Genomic DNA, 16,676 nt, shown 5'->3' with positions numbered 1-16,676 from the left:
TCAGCATTAGGAACCGTCATAACCGCGCAAAGACGCGGAAATACCATATAGTATGGTATTAGAACATACAGGGGGCCACACCATGCGTTTCAAAGATGTATTTTCTATTATCGGCCCGGCCATGACCGGACCTTCCAGTTCACACACCGCAGGCGCGGTGCGACTCGCACGCGTTGCCCGGCACTGGCTCGGGGCGCAGCCTGACCGTGCCCGTATGACACTGTACGGCTCCTTTGCCGATACGTATAAAGGACACGGTACGGATCTGGCGCTCATCGCAGGACTGCTTAATTACGATACGGACGATCACCGGATTCCAGATGCCGAGCAATGGGCCGAGCAAGCCGGGATGACCGTGGAATTCGCCGTCAGTGGACTCCCCGCTCCTCATCCGAACACCGTCCGTTTCGAGTTGTGGAAGGGCGAGGATCAGCGCACACTGCTGGGCTCCTCCATCGGCGGCGGCAGCATCCATGTCCAGCAACTCAACGAATTCCGGGTCAATCTGACCGGGGAGCTGCCTACGCTGGTGCTTCTCCACTCGGATAAGCCCGGTACATTGGGCGCAATAACTTCAGCGCTGGGCGCGGCCCACATTAACATTGCCTATATGCACGTAGATCGCAAAGGCCGGGATGGTGAAGCACTCACCGCCATTGAAACGGACAGTTCTGCTCCAGCTGAACTGATTGCGGAACTGCGTTCTTTACCTCATATGTATGAAATTAAGATGATTAATTTGAAAAAAGGAGCTGAATCCGATGCGGTTTAGCCATCTGCATGAGATCAGCGCTTTATGCGCTGAAGAATCCACCACGATTGGCCGCTTGATGATTCAAGAGCAGGTACAAGAAACGAATACAACGGAGGAAGAAATCTTTCGCCAAATGTCTGATTATTATGAAATCATGAAGGAAGCTGTTCATCGCGGTCAGACACAAGACACCGTATCCCGCAGTGGATTGACGGGCGGCGACGGCAAGCGCCTGGCCGAGTATCTGCGGTCAGGGGAGACCTGCTCCGGTGATGCCTCCGCGCTCGCCATGGCTTATGCCCTCTCCGTGTCGGAGGTTAATGCATCTATGGGTCGCATTGTCGCCACTCCTACCGCAGGCTCATGTGGAGTTATCCCTGGTGTGTTCATCAGTGCGCAGGAACGGTTCGGCTGGGATGATGAGCATATGGTGAACGGCCTATTCGCCGCTGGAGCCATTGGCTACGTGATCGCCAACAACTCCTTCATTTCTGGCGCGGAGGGAGGCTGTCAGGCTGAGATTGGCTCAGCTATCGGGATGGCCGCTGGCGCTATGGTCGAGCTGCGCGGTGGTACGCCTGAACAAGCTGTTCACGCCGTGGGCCTCGCTCTTAAGAACACGCTCGGCCTGATTTGCGACCCCGTCGCCGGACTCGTGGAGATTCCGTGCATCGTGCGCAACGGGCTGGGAGCCGTGACTGCGCTTGCCGCAGCGGACATGGCTTTGGCGGGTGTGCGCAGCGCTATTCCGTCTGACGAAGTCATTGACGTGATGCTTGAAGTCGGCAGCGCGATGCCGTCGAAGCACCGCGAGACCGCCAAAGGCGGCTTGGCTCAGACGCCGACTGGCAAGCGTTTGACCGAATCACTTACACGCAACGCATCAATCAAGAAGAATAAGTCGTAATTTCTAAGCTTTAAACCAATTACTTCTCCTCTATAAAACAAGGCGACTACCTCTCCCCCACATTGTCCTAGGGAAAGAGAATTCGTCCTTATAAAGAAAAGAGCAAGCATATCGTCGCTGGACGTATGCTTGCTCTTTTTCTTTTTAGTCGGGTTACAGATTACTGAACGGTTACCTGTATCTTCGTCATTTTACCTGCATATTTCACAGTAATTACTGCTTTGCCTTTGCCCTGTGCCTTAATGTTACCGTCTTTGACGGTCGCCACAATAATTCTGGACGAGGACCAGACAGCCGGTTTGGAAACATCCTTCTCCGACTCATCCTTATACGTGGCTGTAGCCGTAACCTTAGCCAGCTGTCCTGCCTTCAAATTCAAGGCGACTTCGTCTGTTTGCAAATATTTAAGCGTATCAACATCTACAGGTACGCTGATGATCTTCCCGCCGAACTTCGCCTGAATGTTAGCTTTACCGTAGCTGACCGCGGTAACCTGACCCTTTTTAACAGTGGCTACCTTATAATTGGACGTTTTCCATTCAGCTTGGGTTGTAACATCCTTTTCTTTACCATCGCTCGATTTAACCACAATCGCGATGGTTTTTTGATCTCCAGATTTGAGCGATAGCGCGATTGCATCCGCTTCAATCTTTTGCGCTACGTCCACTTCTACCGTAAACGTAATGTTTTGCTTGCCATATGAAGCAGTCACAGTTGCCTTACCACTACCATTCGCTTTGATCAAACCTTCGCTAACTTCAACCACTTTTACATTGCTAGTTGTCCAGGTGGCATCCTTGGTTACATCTGTTTTTGTACCACCACTCTTAACTCCTGTTACTTTCAGCTGCTTCGTTTCCTGAGCACCAAGCGCAATTACACGCGAGTCTGTTTCCAGACGGTCTACAAGGCCCACTTGTACGTTAATTGTTAGTTTTTTGCCATTATAGGTCGCTGTAATAACCGCTTTACCAGCAGATTTACCCGTAATCGTTCCTTTGGACACAGAGGCAATATCTTCCGCGCTTGAAGCCCATTCTGCATCCTGTGTTACATCTTCCTTACGCCCATCCGCATAAGTAGCCGTCAAAGTTGCAGTATAGTCCTCATTAATATCAATCGTTGCCGTTTTGGAGGACAGAGACAGATCCCCGGGTACATTTACGGATACCGTAGCTGTAACTGTCTTGCCGCCATAAGAAGCGGTGATGGTAGCCTCACCTGTTTTATAACCTGTGACTTCCCCCGCGCTGACAAAAGCGATATCTTCATTGCTGGACTTCCACTCTGCCTTACTTGTGATATCTTCTTCCGTACCTGTTACGTACGTTGCGGTCAGCTTGAGCTTTTTGGATTCCTTGGCATTCAAGCTCAGCTTGTCCTCGCTCAAATCCAGAAATCTAGAGGTTTCGACATCTGTCTTGATCGAAACGGTCTTATCTCCATACTTAGCGGTCACCGTTGCCGAACCCGCACCGATGGCCATAATCGTTCCTTTATTCACCGTTGCAATTTTTTCATCGCTTGATGCCCAAGTAGCTTTATCCGTGATATCCGTTACTGTTCCATCCGGGTAAACAGCAGAAACCTGTATTTTTTTAGATTCATCCAGACGGAGAAAAATATTGGATTCGCTGGCTTTCAGCTTATTCGTTTGATCGACATCCACCGAAATCGTAGCGGACATCGTGCCATATTTACCTATAATTGTCGCCTTTCCCGCGCTATAGCCGGTAATCGTGCCTTTCAGTACATCCGCCACAGCTGCATTGCTGGAGCTCCACTCAGCGGACTCTGTCACGTCCTGTACCGATCCATCCGGGAACGTCGCTGAAAGTTTAACCTTCTCAGTATCCTTCAGCAAAAGAGAAACCTCTGATGAACTGACATCAAGACGTTTAACTTGCTCTACCTGTACAGCAATGGTTACGGTCTGCTGACCATATACGGCCTTAATATTGGCTGTACCTGCTCCCTGAGCGGTAACCAAACCGTTAACTACAGTTGCAATCTTTTGATTATCCGAGGTCCAAGTAGCATCACCCGAAACCTGAGCTGTTGTATTATCACTGTATGTCGCTGTCAAATCAACCTGTCCTGTACCGCTTGAACGCAAGTTCAGGCTTTGTACACTAGATGTCAGCGCCTTAACCTTTTTCGTTACATGTACCTGAACCGATTGTACCTTATCTTTATAGGTCGCAACCACGGTGGCTTCCCCTTCAGCCTTGGCCGAAACTGTACCATTATACACAGTAGCAATAGCTGTGTTATCACTTTTCCAATCCGTGCTTACGGTTACATTCGAGGTTGTCCCATCACTAAAAACAGCCGTAGCCGTCAATGCAGCTGTATCTCCCTGTTGCAAAGTTACCTCGTTAGAGGAAAGAACAATCTTGGAAAGCACCGCATCCGCAGCAGATGCAAACCCTGCATATGATGTAAAACTTGAAATCAGGATGACCAACGCCAGAAAACCGGACCATCTATTCTTCAAAATCTAATTCCCTCCCATTTCAAAACTTAAATTACGGATTTCGCAAAATCCTTATACCTACGTTTTATGTCGTCATATGGAAAAGAATAGTTTAGGCTTCGAGGGAAATTTGGTCCTTATTAACTAGATCATTTCTGATAAAGATTTAGACATTACAATTTGTGTAGCTTCAGAGCCATAGTGAAGAGTTTTCACAACAGATCCACAATCCCGCATTTACAAACAGCTATAAGCTGCCGCGCGAACTCTCAAATGATGGTACTCTTCCATATTGGGATCGAGCTGATGCATATATACGACGGAGAATTGTTCGCTCGGATCTATAGAAACCCAGGTGCCTGCCATTCCCGTCCAGCCAAATTCTCCAATCGAGCTGTTTGCATGCCCAGCCGCTTTATCCATTAACGTGCGTACACCAAGTCCATAGCCATAACCTGTATGGTATGAATTGATGAAATCCGATAGTTGAGCTGTATTCAGATGATTGGTGCGCATTAAATCAATGGTTTTTCTCCCCAATAAGTTCACACCGTTTACCGTGCCGCCATTTGACATCATTTGTGAAAATGTGAGGTAATCTTTGACTGTCGAATATAAACCTGCGCCTCCGCCTTCATATATAGCATCTGGCTGATGATATTCATCCAGGAAACCCTCCATTTTTTCAAGTTTTCCGGCGTCTGTCCGTTGATACATGGAGGCCATCCGCGATTCAATATCTCCACGATAACGGTAACCTGTATTGTTCATTCCAAGTGGATCAAAGATTTCATCCTTTAAAAATTGTCCTACTGATTTACCTGAAATCACTTCAATAAGACCTGCAACAAAATCATGTCCATATCCGTATAACCAGCGTGTTCCGGGCTCAAACGCAAGTGGAACTTCAGAAAGCGCTTCAATTTCTGTGCGTAGGTCATATTTCCCCTGCTTTTCCTTTAATCCTGCAATGGCCTTCTGCATAGCTTTTCCTGTTTCTGAAGACTCGGAAGCGTAAGGAAGACCCATACTCATATTGAATATATGCTTGATTAAAATGGGATTCTCTGCCTTATCCACGTAGGTGTATCCGTTAGGAGCGGTTTTGAATACATGCGCATTACGATATTCGGGAAAATATTCATACAAGGGTTCATTCAACAAAAATTGCCCACGTTCGTACAGCATAAGTGCAGCCGCACAGACAACAACCTTTGTCATGGAAAACAAGCGATACACTGTATCCTCAGTGATTGGTTTTCGGGCTTCCAGATCAGCATATCCATGATACCCTTCATACAACACTTCACCATTCTGGGCAATGGCACAACCGCAACCTGCCGGCCCATTTGCTATAAATTGTTGCAATAGCTGATCTACCTTGTCAAAACGAGACATATTCATCCCTCCTATTTTTCCTTCAAAAGAAACAAGCTTCCCCTCGCGCTCTAATTCTTGTTCCAACAAGTTCAGCGTGATTTCTTGTAAGCGCTTATTCCCTCGCATTTATTTTAACGGTAAACTTGGTAAATACATAGATTATTTATCATAATCAGATGGCTTTACATTAACAGCTCAGCCACCGTTTCCTTCCAGCGATGGATCACCGATTCCGGTTCCTTGAGACGAACCGTGACACCTGTCAAAATATCCGCATATTGGGCCGAATCCTCTCTGGCTGCAAAAACATGAGCCGCAAATCGCTCACGTACATGCTTGGCTCCGGGCAAAGCAGGCAGATGTTCCAGTGACAACCGCACATAATGCGCCTTCCCCCCGGTAAACACCGCAAGCGTCGCCTTCCCAGTGCGGATCATGTTGCTCGTCGTGGTCGTACCCGGCCATAGGGCCAGACGCAGATTCCCCTCGTCCAGCGCTACAACCTCGCCCACACTAATCATCGCTATGTGCGGCCACTGATCTTCCGTGACCGTCAGCAGCATCATGGCTTCATGCTGCTTGTTCTCCAATGCCTTGCCGTCCAGTAGCGTGAACAGTTCCTTACCGATCCTTGGTGTCTGCATGAAGTATAATCCCCTTTACTTTTGGCCTATAACTTCAAAGTACCATAATTTACGGCTACTTACGAACGACCCTATATCCGCTCTGGAATAGGAGGAACATGAGCAGCATTCGGAATATCTTTGGGGTTTACCTTGAACGCCGATTTATACTTTGCTGGATCCGTAATGCTATCCGGTTCTGAGGTTCGCCATGTGAACAGGCATACAGGGCACAACAAAACCTCCCAGGCATCTTTAACCGGCGAATGGGAAACAACTTCTGAACGATTGGACTCACAACGGGGACAAATATGCATCTGTCAGCACTCCTTTAATCTTTCTTTGTTTTTAAAAATATTTAGCGAAGCATTTGGCTCAACTTTTTCTCCCATTCCGCTACACCCAGCGGGGAATCGAGCGGCTGCGAGTAATGGCCTCTAATATCCGGTGCTACAGGTGTCGTCGCATCCAGTATCATTTTGTGCGTCATGCCTGCCGGATCAGAGCCGGGGTCAAGCGGTAAAATAGATAAGCCAGGAACAATGACAGCATCATGCTTTGGATGAAGCTTGGTGGATAAAGCCCACATGACTTGCGGCAGATTGAACGGATCGACCCCCTCGTCCACCACAATCACCAGCTTGCAATACCCCAATCCATGCGGAGTCGTTAACGCACGCATTCCCACAGCCTTCGCAAAGCCGCCATACCGGGTTTTCGTGGAAATAATAGCGACCAGCCCATGCGTATACATAGCATTAACGGCTACGATTTCATTAGGAAAAGCATCCTTAAGCTGCTGAAACAACGGTACACTTGTATTCACACCGATCATATAATCCGTTTCCGTCCAAGGCATCCCGATGTACAGATGCTCAAAGATAGGCTGTTTGCGGTGATATACACGATTAATCTGGATGACTGGCATCGCGCGACCGCCGGAATAGTGACCTGTGAATTCACCGAATGGACCTTCATACTCACGTTCACCTGCCAACACTTCGCCCTCCAAAATGACCTCGGCTCCCCAAGGCAGATCCAGATCTGCGTCCTTCGCTTTGACCACACGATAAGGCTCACCCTGAATGGCCCCAGCCATCTCATATTCGGATTGATCGTACAGCAGCGGTGTAGAAGCAGCCGTTGTAATAACAGGCTCACATCCGAGGGCAATAGCCACCTTCAGATTTTCGCCGCGTTCCTCAGCCTGACGGATATGGATCGCAATATCATGCTGTGGTACAGGCTGGATGCCCAAACGGTTCTTTCCTTTCACCTGCATCCGGTACAAGCCGACATTTTGCTTACCGTAGGTGTCCGGGTCATCCAGATCGCGTGAAACTAAAATCGCTTTGTCCAGATAAAATCCTCCGTCCCCCTGGTTCAAACGAAACAACGGCAAAATATCAAACAAATTAATATCCTCTGTAATCTCGACTTCATGAAAAGGAGCCGTTTCTTCCCGCTTCACGGGCACCGGAAATTGTTCATAGCGTCTGGCGAACTCAAAAAACTGCTCCTTCAGCGGCGTATTTTTTGGCATTCCCATCATAAGGGCATGATTGGGCCAGGAGCCCATCACATTCATTGCAATACGAGCATCCGTATATCCATAGATATTGTTGAAAAAGAGCGCAGGTGTCTTATCTCCAAGATTGCTTAATGCTTTGTTAGCTGCCGCCAGGTCTGGCTCCGGCTTTACCTCGTCGCTGATCGTGAGTAGTTGTCCCTCCTTTTCCAAGGTGTTTAGAAAATCGCGAAAGTCTTTATAAGCCATCATTCATTCTCCTTCGTCTTTCGATTTCTCAATTCTGGTGCAGTCTGGAGTCAGTTTGCTTCATTCCATCCCATCGTTTGGCTGCGGTTGTGACGATACCGAACTGATCTAATACGCGAAAAACAATATGATCTACCAATTCCTCGATACTTGCAGGATGATTATAAAAGGCAGGCATCGGCGGCAGGATCATCACGCCTATACGTGACAGCTCCAGCATATTTTCCAGATGGATACTGCTTAATGGTGTTTCCCTGGTCATGAGCAGTAGCTTCTTTCGCTCCTTCAGCATCACATCCGCTGATCGGGTGAGCAGGTTGTCCGCCATACCGATACGAATAGAGGCAAGAGTCTTCATGCTGCAAGGAGCGACGACCATACCGTCTACCCGAAAGGAGCCGCTGGAAATACGCGCAGCCTGATCCTTATACGAGTAGACTGCATCCGCCATTGCCTCCACTTCCTTCACCGTATAGCCTGTCTCATAGGGAATGTTCGCAATAGCCCACGGGGATAGTACCAGATGGCTTTGAACTCCAGCCTCTCGTAATTGTTGCAATATACGGATACCAAAGATCGACCCTGTCGCTCCCGATATTCCTACAATCATTTTTTTCATATGTCCCCTCCTTCCACTCCATCGTTTTATGTTCACCCATGCATTACTGTCAAAAATTATACGCCTGTTCCCTGCACACGAAAAATATATATAATATATGTAATACATACTTTAAAAGTATCCTAATTGAAGCGTTGTTTAGAAATAAGGAGGAATCCCAATGGATATGAAGCATCTGCATTACTTTTGTGTCATCGTGGAGGATGGGCAAATCACCAAGGCTGCCAGAACGCTCAACATGGCCCAGCCTCCACTGAGTCAACAACTCAAAAATATGGAGGACGAGCTTGGCGTAAAGCTGATTTACCGTGAAGGAAAGAAGTGGGAAGTTACCGAGGCCGGGTATACACTGTATACACGCGCCAAACGATTATTGGCTGAAATGGAGGACACCTGTAGAGAAATTGGGGAGTTTGAAAACAAAGTAACCGGCACACTTGCTATAGGCACGTCATCCGCCTGTATGTCTCTGATTACTGAACAACTCAGCCGCTTTCATCAGGATTATCCAGAGGTATACATTAAAATAGGACACGGAGACACACATCATCTGGAAGAGCTGCTGCACCAAAATAAAGTGGATCTGGCCCTGTTGCTGCTTCCGGTAGATGACAAATCGTACCATTCAATTGAGTTGGAGGGCGTTTCCTTTGTTGCCGTACTTCCGTCTGAATGGGCAGATCGTCATCCCAGTGGGGAAATTACGTTACAAGAAGCTGCCAACTATGACCTCTTGCTGGGACGCCGAACAGAGGGACACGGACTATACGAAACCGTCATACGCAAATTTCAGGAACACCATCTTGTTCCGCGTGTCGTACTGGACTGTCCTGAAATATCGACCATTCTCTCGCTCGTTTCCACAGGCATGGGAATTACCATCATTCCAGACGCTGGCTTGGGACAAGAATACGGGGACAGATTTCGCACACTCTCCATTAAGGAGCCGTTCCCCTTCACACGGCCTGCCGTCGTATGGCGCAAGGATCGTTATTTATCCAATGCAGCTCGCAAATTGGTTGAACTGCTACAAGCTGAAAACACAAAAAAGACTGTTCCCGAGTAGATGCTCTACCGCTCTACTCCTGAAACAGTCTGATGCTGGATAAACTTCCTTCATTCGGTCGTTGATATCGCCTTACTTGACTCCCTGATGTCGATACTCGGTTGGAGTCATTCCACATTTGCGCCGGAATACCTGTGTAAAATGCCGCATATCCTGATAGCCGATCCGCTCTGAAATATCAGCCAGCCGCAAATGAGGATCACTGAGCAACCGCTTCGCCTCCTCCATACGCAAGGAAATGACGTAATCCTTATAGCCTTGTCCCGTCTTTTGCTTAAATAACTGGCTAAAATACACCGGATTTAAAAATACAATTGAGGCCACTTTTTCAAGTGACAGCTCCTCTGTAAAGTGAGCCCGAATGTATTGCAACGCCACATCTACCGTATGCATGCCTTTGCGGAGACATTCTCCTGTATCCGTTGCTGCGGCTGCAATCTCCTCTGGCGTACGTCTTAGCCGCGCCACCTCTTCAGGTATGGAAGCAAAATTGTGATGAACACCCGAACGTGTAATTTGTAGGGGCACCTTCACATAACGCTTCAAATGGGATTCGAGCAACGTCTCTAGCCGTGCGGCCTCTGCCTCACTCCTTAGCCTTGCAATACCCAGCAGACTATGGCGGTCTAGACTAACGACAAAGCCGCTGCCCCCTGCCTCAACGAGTTCGGACAGTACATTTTCAATCATAAAATGCTCCAGATGTGTCTGCTTGTGATCAGGTTCCATGCGAACCATGAAGAGATGGAATTCCGGATAATTTTCGACAAAAGGCTGTATATCCAGCTTACCAGTATCCAATCCAAGGGCATAGCGCTGGAAAACGGCCTCACGCAAATAAACCATATTGGATTTGAGAAGCCTACCCTCGTTCGCCTGCTGCGAGGCTACAAGCGCCTCGGCTGCCAACATTTCAATGCATTCCAGCAGCTTTCTTTTACCAATCGGCTTTAACAGGTAGTCTTTGGCACCCAGCTTTACTGCTCTTTGTGCATAATGGAAGTCGGAATGGGCCGAAATGACAACCCACTGCAGATGAGGATGCTTTCGCTTAGAAATACGCATGAATTCCAGACCATCCATGCCAGGCATCAGGATATCAGTTAATACAATATCTACAGGATGCTCCGCCAGAATGCCTGCTGCTTCCTCGGTGGAAGCAGCGAGATGAATGCCGCAGGTGGGTAGAGCTTGGCCAATGGTACGCCGAATCCCCTGCCGTATCATACTTTCATCGTCAGCTATCAGAATATTCATGTTTCTCCTCCTTCTGTGGCAGAGGCACACTTACAGTGGCTGTTGTTCCGGCCCCAGGTGCGCTAGAGATCCGTAGGCCGTACTCTTCTCCGAACATGTGCCGTAGCCGTAAATTTAGGTTTTGCAGGCCGATGCCTCCCGCCTGCCCGCTGCCCGCCTGTTTGCCGGGTTCTGCCAAAGCGACCTGGACCACCTCCCATCGTTCGTACTCCATCCCTGCACCGTTGTCGATGATGTGCAGGCTCAATACACCCTCATATTCCTCCGCTCTGACGAGCAGCTTGCCACCTGTATTCGCATGAAGAGGCTCCAGTCCGTGCTTCACCGCATTTTCAATCAAGGGCTGTAAGGTCATTTTTGGCAAGCGGATATCCATCCATCGTTCATTAATGCTAATGTCTACAGATACCCTGCCCTCCAGCCGAGCTTGAATAATGGTGAGATAGTGGCCAACCTGCTCCACTTCTTCACGAAGGCTTACATCAGCCCCCTCTTCCCAATGGCTACTGTAACGGAACATATGGGATAAGGAGAGAATCACCTCTCCGAGCTGATCCTGCCCCTCTTCGTCCAGCATCCAATAGATCATATCCAGCGTATTATACAGAAAATGTGGATTGACCTGCGTCTGTAGCGCGTGTAGCTCCGCATTTTTTTCACTGACCGATGATATACGCACCAGCTCGATTAGCTCTGCAATTCGTCTTACCATATGGTTAAAGGAAGTAGCTAACTGATTGATTTCTTCATAGGATTTGGTGTTTACCGTATGGCGGAAATTCCCTGTCTCTACTCGCTTCATCTCCCGAATGACTCGCTTGAGCGGAAGGGAAATGCTTCTGGAGACGATGGACGCAATTAACGCCGACACAATAATAAGTATAGGTGCCACGATAAATAGGTACCTTTGATTTTGCACCAGCTCCACGTTCAGATCCTCACTAGGTGTCACACTAATCACAGACCAGTCGGCAAACGGCAACTTGGAAGCGATTACAACATTCTCATTACTTCGATTTACAATAACTTCCCCCTCTGGCACCTGCTGCTCTAGATTTCGCAAATCCGGTGGCGGATCAGGGGAAGTGGCCGACACAATTCGATTTTCATGACCCAGCAGATATACCTGACTATTGGTACCTAACCGCAAATTGTGGAGAGCCGACAAAACAGAACCCGGCTCAGCCTCAAACAAGACAATACCAATCGGCTTGTGCTCATCCAAATCATAGAGCTGCCGTCCAAACGCAAATACGGGTCTGGTTTCCACCTGATCAATGACAGAGTGAGGATACACGCCCAGCCATGCAATTTTTCCCGCCGACTTTCGAATTTCCTTATACCATTCCGTCTGTTCGTAATGAGTATCAATGACATTCATATAATTGCCATAGTTATATACCTTGCCTGTGTCTGTGATGACATGGATGCCAATCAGATCTTCACGCGAATAATAGATAGCCCCCAGAATATTCGTAATCGTACGTTCGTTGATGTAATTGACAGCAGGTAAATCAATACTATCCGTCGTCAACAGACGAACCAAATCCATATTGTTGCTGATTGATTTGGAGAGACTATTATAGCTGCCGAGCAGCAATTCGAACAGTCCTGCCGTCTGGGATACATTTTTACGCGCCAGCTCGCTGACCTTATCATGGAACTGCACCGTAGTACGGTTGTAAAATAATAGACTGACCGCCAGCACAATGCCCGACATGCTTAATAGGAACAGAACAAACAAGCGGTATTGAATGGATTGAAAACGGCGCATCATACCTCTCTGCGCTCCTTTCGCATCGGCCGCCTATCCTTTAACCGCTCCCGCAACCATGCCCTTGGTGATATTTTCGGACAGAACAAAATAAATAATAATGACCGGTAAGGCACCCATGACTAGAAAAGCGCCAATATTACCGTAGTTCACAGAATACTGGCTGACGAACGTATATACGCCGAAAGGGAGAGTTTTGAGCTTCTCGGACGAGATAAAGGTGGCAGCCATAATGTATTCATTCCAGATATTAATGAAAGTTAAAATACATACCGTCATGGTAGGCGGAATCGAGATGGGTAAGATTACACTGCGGAAAATACGATAAATGCTCGCTCCGTCAATGTAAGCGGACTCTTCAATTTCGTGGGGAATGGACCGCATAAAGCCGGATAGGATGAAGACCGCAATCGGTGTCTGAAAAGCAATGTAGGGTAAAATCAATGAGAAATACGTATTCAGAATATGGACATTTTTAAACATCACCATCAGCGGCAGTAGTGTAGCTTGCATCGGGATCATCATCCCGATCAGAAACATGGTCAGCACAACAGCCCCGAAGCGCCAACGAAAACGTGTAATCGCATAAGCAGTCATCGAGCTTAATAAAATGACGAAAATCATCGTAACCCCGGTTACCAGCACACTGTTTCCTAAATAACGCAAGTAGCTCCCTGATTCATAGGCTTCCTGATAGTTGTGCCACTGAGGCACTTGAGGGAGTGCAAAGAAGCTTGAGCTCAATATCTCTTCATTTGTCTTCAACGAATAGGTCAGAAGCCAAAAGAGTGGATACAGCTGCGTGACCATTAAGATTGCCAATAAGGAAAAGACTCCCGTTTTCTTCAAGACATTCAACAGTTCCATCTCCTTTAGCTTACCTTATTTTCGATTCGTTTGAAAACAAAATTTATCACAATTGTAAATGACAAGCAAATCACTACGAGAATTGAAGCCAATGCGCTGCCATATCCGTATTTCATCGATAAAAAGGACATATTGTACATATACGTAGATACTGTATCCGTCGCATGGGCTGGTCCTCCACCCGTCATCACCCAAATCAAATCAAACGATTGCAGGGAGCCGATAAATGCTAATACAATTGATATCTTGAAAATAGGTACAATGAGCGGCAGCGTAATATAGCGGTCTGCTTTGAATCCTTCAGCTCCATCAATTTTGGCTGCTTCGTACAGCTCATTCGGTATATTTTGTACCCCGGTAAACTGGATAAGCAAATGATAGCCAAAATACTGCCATAACGATACAAAATAGAGGGCGTACATCGCGATCAGCGGTTCCGTCAGCCATGAGCGTGTCCAGCTTTCCAGCCCAATCGCCAGCAAAATACCGTTCAGCATTCCACCCATCGAGGCTGGATTATAGATCGTCTTCCACAGCTGCCCGATAATGACCACCGACAGAATAACCGGCAGAAAATACATCGTTACCAGCGTATTGGCCTTACGCACATAGCGATTAAGCAAGATCGCCAGCAGCAGACAAAACGGAATTTCCAGCATGGAAAACACAGCGAACATCATAGTCCGTTTCACGGATGGCCAGAACACTGAATCTGATGTGAAAATCCGCTCAAAATTAGCCAGCCCCACAAACTTTGCCTCGGCGATTCCGTTCCAATCCAGCAATCCGCAATATACCGACACCAAAATTGGAACAAATACCATACAGGTATACAACAACAGGCAGGGTAGCACGAAAACGGCAATGGTACGTGCTGGCACCTTCAGTACATTCATGCTCTAATCTCCTTTATGTTGATTCTGAACATCTTCTGAGGATGTACAACCTACATGATTTCCAATCAGGGAAGAAGCATTCCGCCCCCTCCCTAGTGCCTGCTACTTCGGGATTTTGCAAAATTCCATTCCAGTCACTCCAAAGTGCAATATCTAGATGAACTAGGCCATTTCGATCTATATACTGTTCATCGAAAGTCGCTTACTGGATTTTTGTAAAATCCTCACTTATTTATTCGCTTCAAAAGTGTTTTGATGTTCCTTGGCAACTTGTGCGGAGTCTTCTTTTTGTACGAACAGGTTTTGAATGCTACTCAGATGCGCCTGCGCAATAGCCGGATTCATCGTATTATCAAAAGCGAGATCGCCCCCTTTTACATTCTTGAACAGCTCATTAAGACTAATCGCTAACTCAGAGTAGCCCGCTTCCTTCAGATCACCTTTCATTTTCTGACCGCTGCCAATCGCATTTTTCAGATCAAACTGAATTTTGGGCATCTCCTTAACAAAATAATGCAGAAAATCCTTCGTCTCCTGTAAATGTTCACTGTTCGCAGATACCGCAAATGCGCTGCCCGGCGCAATTACATACTCATTCACATCACCCTTGCCATTCACCGTAGGGAATTGAAACGCTCCTACCTTACCCGCTACCGAAGAAGCATCAATTGACCCCGTTTCCCATGTACCCATGATATACATCGCGGCTTTTCCTGTTTTAAAAATATTACCACCTGCATTGTAGTCAATAGACGTAGCTCCATCCGGGAAGGCTCCTGCCTGCACCAATTCCTGAAATGCATCCACCGCTTCCACAAAAGCCGGGTCGTTAAACGTCTTTTTGCCGTCCAGTACATCATTGAGAAAATTCGGTCCTTCATTCGTACGCAACAAAATGTTCATAAAAAGGAGGGACCCCGTCCATGAATCCTTTTCCCCAATGGCAATCGGAGTAATTCCCTTCGCCTTCAGCGTTTTGACCGTCGTAATCAGCTCGTCAAAGGTGGTCGGCAACTTCTGGATTCCCGCCTGCTTGAACAGTTCCTTATTGTAAAACACCACTTCTATATTGTTGCCGTCCGGAAAAGCGTAGAGCTTATCGTCGAAGCTATAGTAATTAAGAAGTCCATTCTGGAACGTATCTTTTAACCCCTCTTTATCAGCCACATCGTTTAATGGAGCTAGCAGCCCGGCATCTACGAATGGCTTCATCTGTGCAGCAGGGTTTACAATCGTGATATCAGGCACTTCCTTCGCCGCTGCCTGTGTTTTCAGCTTAAGCTTTTGTTGATCTGTATTTAGCGAATCCAATTCAATTTTGACATGAGGATGATCCTGCTCGTATTGACCTACAATTTGCTTAATCATTTTGTACGAAGGGGTGCTCGGATCAGGATTGATGTTCTGAAAGGTAATCGTAACATCTTTCGTTGCGGTGCCTTTGCTCGGTTCTCCTGAATTTCCCGGACTTGCGCTTTGTCCGTTATTACAAGCTGCCAGCGTCAATGCCAAGGCGCTCGCCATCATAATAGCAAACGCTTTCATTTTTGTTCTGCTCATGGTCTTTTTCCTCCTCTTGTTGAAGCATTGCGCAATTTGCCCTCCTTATTGGTGGACACTCAATGCCCGCTTGTTCTTTTCATTATGTTCCATAGAAAAGACGTGAACAATGCGTGAACTTAAGGAGAAGGGTTTGTTTTTTCAAGCCCTCATTTGCGTGCTTCAAAATTCATTCATATCATAACTTGCAATTTATCTAGAACACAGGCATAATATGAATAAGATTGTTTTTTTGATAATGATTATCATTATTAAATGATAAATACACATAGACTTTAAAGGAGGCAGGACCACAGTGAAAGAAACTTTCAGTAAAACCTCCCTGCATATTGATGATTATTTGGACCTTCTCAATCTTGCCGTACAAGTCGGAGATACCAAGTGGCAAAAAGAAATTACCCGTAAACTTCAAGCCTTGAGTGTCCTTCAGACAGAACAGGTTGAAATAGATTAACTGCCCCAGTTAATACTGTCCTCAGTTAAAAATGCTGACTAGGCACCACTATATAAAGGACAACCAAGATACCATAAAACTTTTGACCGAATCCATAATGGTGATCTTTCAGGTGAATGATAAATAAATCGGTTATAGGAAAAAGAGCACAGCCTTAACGGGCTGTGCTCTTTTTATCGTGCTTGGCGACGTCCTACTCTCCCAGGACCCTGCGGTCCAAGTACCATCGGCGCTGGAGGGCTTAACGGTCGTGTTCGGGATGGGTA

The 16,676-nt window shown here is 47.1% G+C and carries 15 protein-coding genes and 1 rRNA gene; 4 read left to right on the top strand and 12 right to left on the bottom strand.

Annotation, left to right across the window (positions count from 1 at the left end):
• Positions 1 to 82: 82 nt before the first annotated feature.
• Positions 83 to 772 carry an L-serine ammonia-lyase, iron-sulfur-dependent subunit beta gene (gene sdaAB, locus JOD82_RS11530; RefSeq protein WP_069010729.1) on the top strand — a complete coding sequence of 230 codons (690 nt, stop codon included), beginning with the start codon at positions 83 to 85 and terminating at the stop codon, positions 770 to 772.
• The gene (gene sdaAA, locus JOD82_RS11525; protein ID WP_069010728.1) at positions 762 to 1,661 is read left to right on the top strand and encodes an L-serine ammonia-lyase, iron-sulfur-dependent, subunit alpha; all 900 of its coding nucleotides are present in this window, start codon (positions 762 to 764) and stop codon (positions 1,659 to 1,661) included. The genes sdaAB and sdaAA overlap by 11 nt, the downstream gene beginning before the upstream one ends.
• 160 nt (positions 1,662 to 1,821) lie before the next feature.
• Here sdaAA and JOD82_RS11520 read toward each other — a convergent pair whose 3' ends face one another.
• The 6 genes from JOD82_RS11520 to JOD82_RS11495 all read right to left on the bottom strand — a co-directional run bounded on the left by JOD82_RS11520 (position 1,822) and on the right by JOD82_RS11495 (position 8,536).
• Entirely contained in the window at positions 1,822 to 4,158 is a 2,337-nt protein-coding gene (locus JOD82_RS11520) for an Ig-like domain-containing protein (RefSeq protein WP_209949234.1), read from the bottom strand.
• 216 nt (positions 4,159 to 4,374) lie between these two features.
• Positions 4,375 to 5,535, bottom strand: a complete 1,161-nt coding sequence (locus tag JOD82_RS11515) for a serine hydrolase domain-containing protein (RefSeq protein WP_209949232.1) — start codon at positions 5,533 to 5,535, stop codon at positions 4,375 to 4,377.
• Between the two features lie 164 nt (positions 5,536 to 5,699).
• A complete protein-coding gene (locus JOD82_RS11510) occupies positions 5,700 to 6,161 on the bottom strand; it encodes a pyridoxamine 5'-phosphate oxidase family protein (protein ID WP_209949230.1) in 462 nt (153 codons plus the stop codon).
• Between the two features lie 71 nt (positions 6,162 to 6,232).
• Entirely contained in the window at positions 6,233 to 6,457 is a 225-nt protein-coding gene (locus JOD82_RS11505; RefSeq protein ID WP_039270242.1) for a non-oxidative hydroxyarylic acid decarboxylases subunit D, read from the bottom strand.
• 41 nt (positions 6,458 to 6,498) lie between these two features.
• Entirely contained in the window at positions 6,499 to 7,917 is a 1,419-nt protein-coding gene (locus tag JOD82_RS11500) for a non-oxidative hydroxyarylic acid decarboxylases subunit C (protein ID WP_029514657.1), read from the bottom strand.
• A gap of 28 nt (positions 7,918 to 7,945) precedes the next feature.
• Positions 7,946 to 8,536, bottom strand: coding sequence for a flavin prenyltransferase UbiX (locus JOD82_RS11495; protein ID WP_209949228.1), 591 nt, complete (start codon positions 8,534 to 8,536; stop codon positions 7,946 to 7,948).
• 160 nt (positions 8,537 to 8,696) lie between these two features.
• Between JOD82_RS11495 and JOD82_RS11490 the strand changes: the two genes are divergently transcribed.
• On the top strand, positions 8,697 to 9,602 hold the full coding sequence (locus tag JOD82_RS11490; protein WP_029514655.1) for a LysR family transcriptional regulator: 906 nt from the start codon (positions 8,697 to 8,699) through the stop codon (positions 9,600 to 9,602).
• 72 nt (positions 9,603 to 9,674) lie between these two features.
• Here JOD82_RS11490 and JOD82_RS11485 read toward each other — a convergent pair whose 3' ends face one another.
• The 5 genes from JOD82_RS11485 to JOD82_RS11465 all read right to left on the bottom strand — a co-directional run bounded on the left by JOD82_RS11485 (position 9,675) and on the right by JOD82_RS11465 (position 15,956).
• A complete protein-coding gene (locus JOD82_RS11485; protein WP_029514654.1) occupies positions 9,675 to 10,859 on the bottom strand; it encodes a response regulator in 1,185 nt (394 codons plus the stop codon).
• Positions 10,840 to 12,636: a cache domain-containing sensor histidine kinase gene (locus JOD82_RS11480; protein ID WP_069010723.1), complete on the bottom strand. Its 1,797-nt coding sequence runs from the start codon at positions 12,634 to 12,636 to the stop codon at positions 10,840 to 10,842. The genes JOD82_RS11485 and JOD82_RS11480 overlap by 20 nt, the downstream gene beginning before the upstream one ends.
• Before the next feature lie 30 nt (positions 12,637 to 12,666).
• A complete protein-coding gene (locus JOD82_RS11475) occupies positions 12,667 to 13,500 on the bottom strand; it encodes a carbohydrate ABC transporter permease (protein WP_069010722.1) in 834 nt (277 codons plus the stop codon).
• Between the two features lie 5 nt (positions 13,501 to 13,505).
• Positions 13,506 to 14,396, bottom strand: a complete 891-nt coding sequence (locus JOD82_RS11470) for a carbohydrate ABC transporter permease (RefSeq protein ID WP_069010721.1) — start codon at positions 14,394 to 14,396, stop codon at positions 13,506 to 13,508.
• 228 nt (positions 14,397 to 14,624) lie between these two features.
• Positions 14,625 to 15,956, bottom strand: coding sequence for an extracellular solute-binding protein (locus tag JOD82_RS11465; RefSeq protein WP_203055953.1), 1,332 nt, complete (start codon positions 15,954 to 15,956; stop codon positions 14,625 to 14,627).
• A 295-nt stretch (positions 15,957 to 16,251) separates the two neighbouring features.
• Here JOD82_RS11465 and JOD82_RS11460 point away from each other — a divergent pair, with 295 nt between their 5' ends.
• The gene (locus JOD82_RS11460) at positions 16,252 to 16,410 is read left to right on the top strand and encodes a hypothetical protein (RefSeq protein ID WP_165147892.1); all 159 of its coding nucleotides are present in this window, start codon (positions 16,252 to 16,254) and stop codon (positions 16,408 to 16,410) included.
• Between the two features lie 180 nt (positions 16,411 to 16,590).
• On the opposite strand, the gene rrf is transcribed toward JOD82_RS11460, so the two are convergent.
• A 5S ribosomal RNA gene (gene rrf, locus JOD82_RS11455) occupies positions 16,591 to 16,676 on the bottom strand; the annotation flags it as partial.

Source organism: Paenibacillus sp. 1182 (assembly GCF_017833915.1).
Lineage (GTDB): Bacteria > Bacillota > Bacilli > Paenibacillales > Paenibacillaceae > Paenibacillus > Paenibacillus polymyxa_D.
Note: the sequence above shows the minus strand (reverse complement) of the source record. Positions and strands in the feature narration are given on the sequence as shown.

Bases quoted from the DNA above. Each gene is read 5' to 3' on its own strand.
- sdaAA (WP_069010728.1), top strand. From the start codon at position 762: ATGCGGTTTAGCCATCTGCATGAGATCAGCGCTTTATGCGCTGAAGAA.
- JOD82_RS11510 (WP_209949230.1), bottom strand. From the start codon at position 6,161: ATGCAGACACCAAGGATCGGTAAGGAACTGTTCACGCTACTGGACGGC.
- sdaAB (WP_069010729.1), top strand. From the start codon at position 83: ATGCGTTTCAAAGATGTATTTTCTATTATCGGCCCGGCCATGACCGGA.
- JOD82_RS11495 (WP_209949228.1), bottom strand. From the start codon at position 8,536: ATGAAAAAAATGATTGTAGGAATATCGGGAGCGACAGGGTCGATCTTT.
- JOD82_RS11515 (WP_209949232.1), bottom strand. From the start codon at position 5,535: ATGTCTCGTTTTGACAAGGTAGATCAGCTATTGCAACAATTTATAGCA.
- JOD82_RS11505 (WP_039270242.1), bottom strand. From the start codon at position 6,457: ATGCATATTTGTCCCCGTTGTGAGTCCAATCGTTCAGAAGTTGTTTCC.
- JOD82_RS11500 (WP_029514657.1), bottom strand. From the start codon at position 7,917: ATGGCTTATAAAGACTTTCGCGATTTTCTAAACACCTTGGAAAAGGAG.
- JOD82_RS11470 (WP_069010721.1), bottom strand. From the start codon at position 14,396: ATGAATGTACTGAAGGTGCCAGCACGTACCATTGCCGTTTTCGTGCTA.
- JOD82_RS11485 (WP_029514654.1), bottom strand. From the start codon at position 10,859: ATGAATATTCTGATAGCTGACGATGAAAGTATGATACGGCAGGGGATT.
- JOD82_RS11475 (WP_069010722.1), bottom strand. From the start codon at position 13,500: ATGGAACTGTTGAATGTCTTGAAGAAAACGGGAGTCTTTTCCTTATTG.
- JOD82_RS11465 (WP_203055953.1), bottom strand. From the start codon at position 15,956: ATGAGCAGAACAAAAATGAAAGCGTTTGCTATTATGATGGCGAGCGCC.
- JOD82_RS11490 (WP_029514655.1), top strand. From the start codon at position 8,697: ATGGATATGAAGCATCTGCATTACTTTTGTGTCATCGTGGAGGATGGG.
- JOD82_RS11480 (WP_069010723.1), bottom strand. From the start codon at position 12,636: ATGATGCGCCGTTTTCAATCCATTCAATACCGCTTGTTTGTTCTGTTC.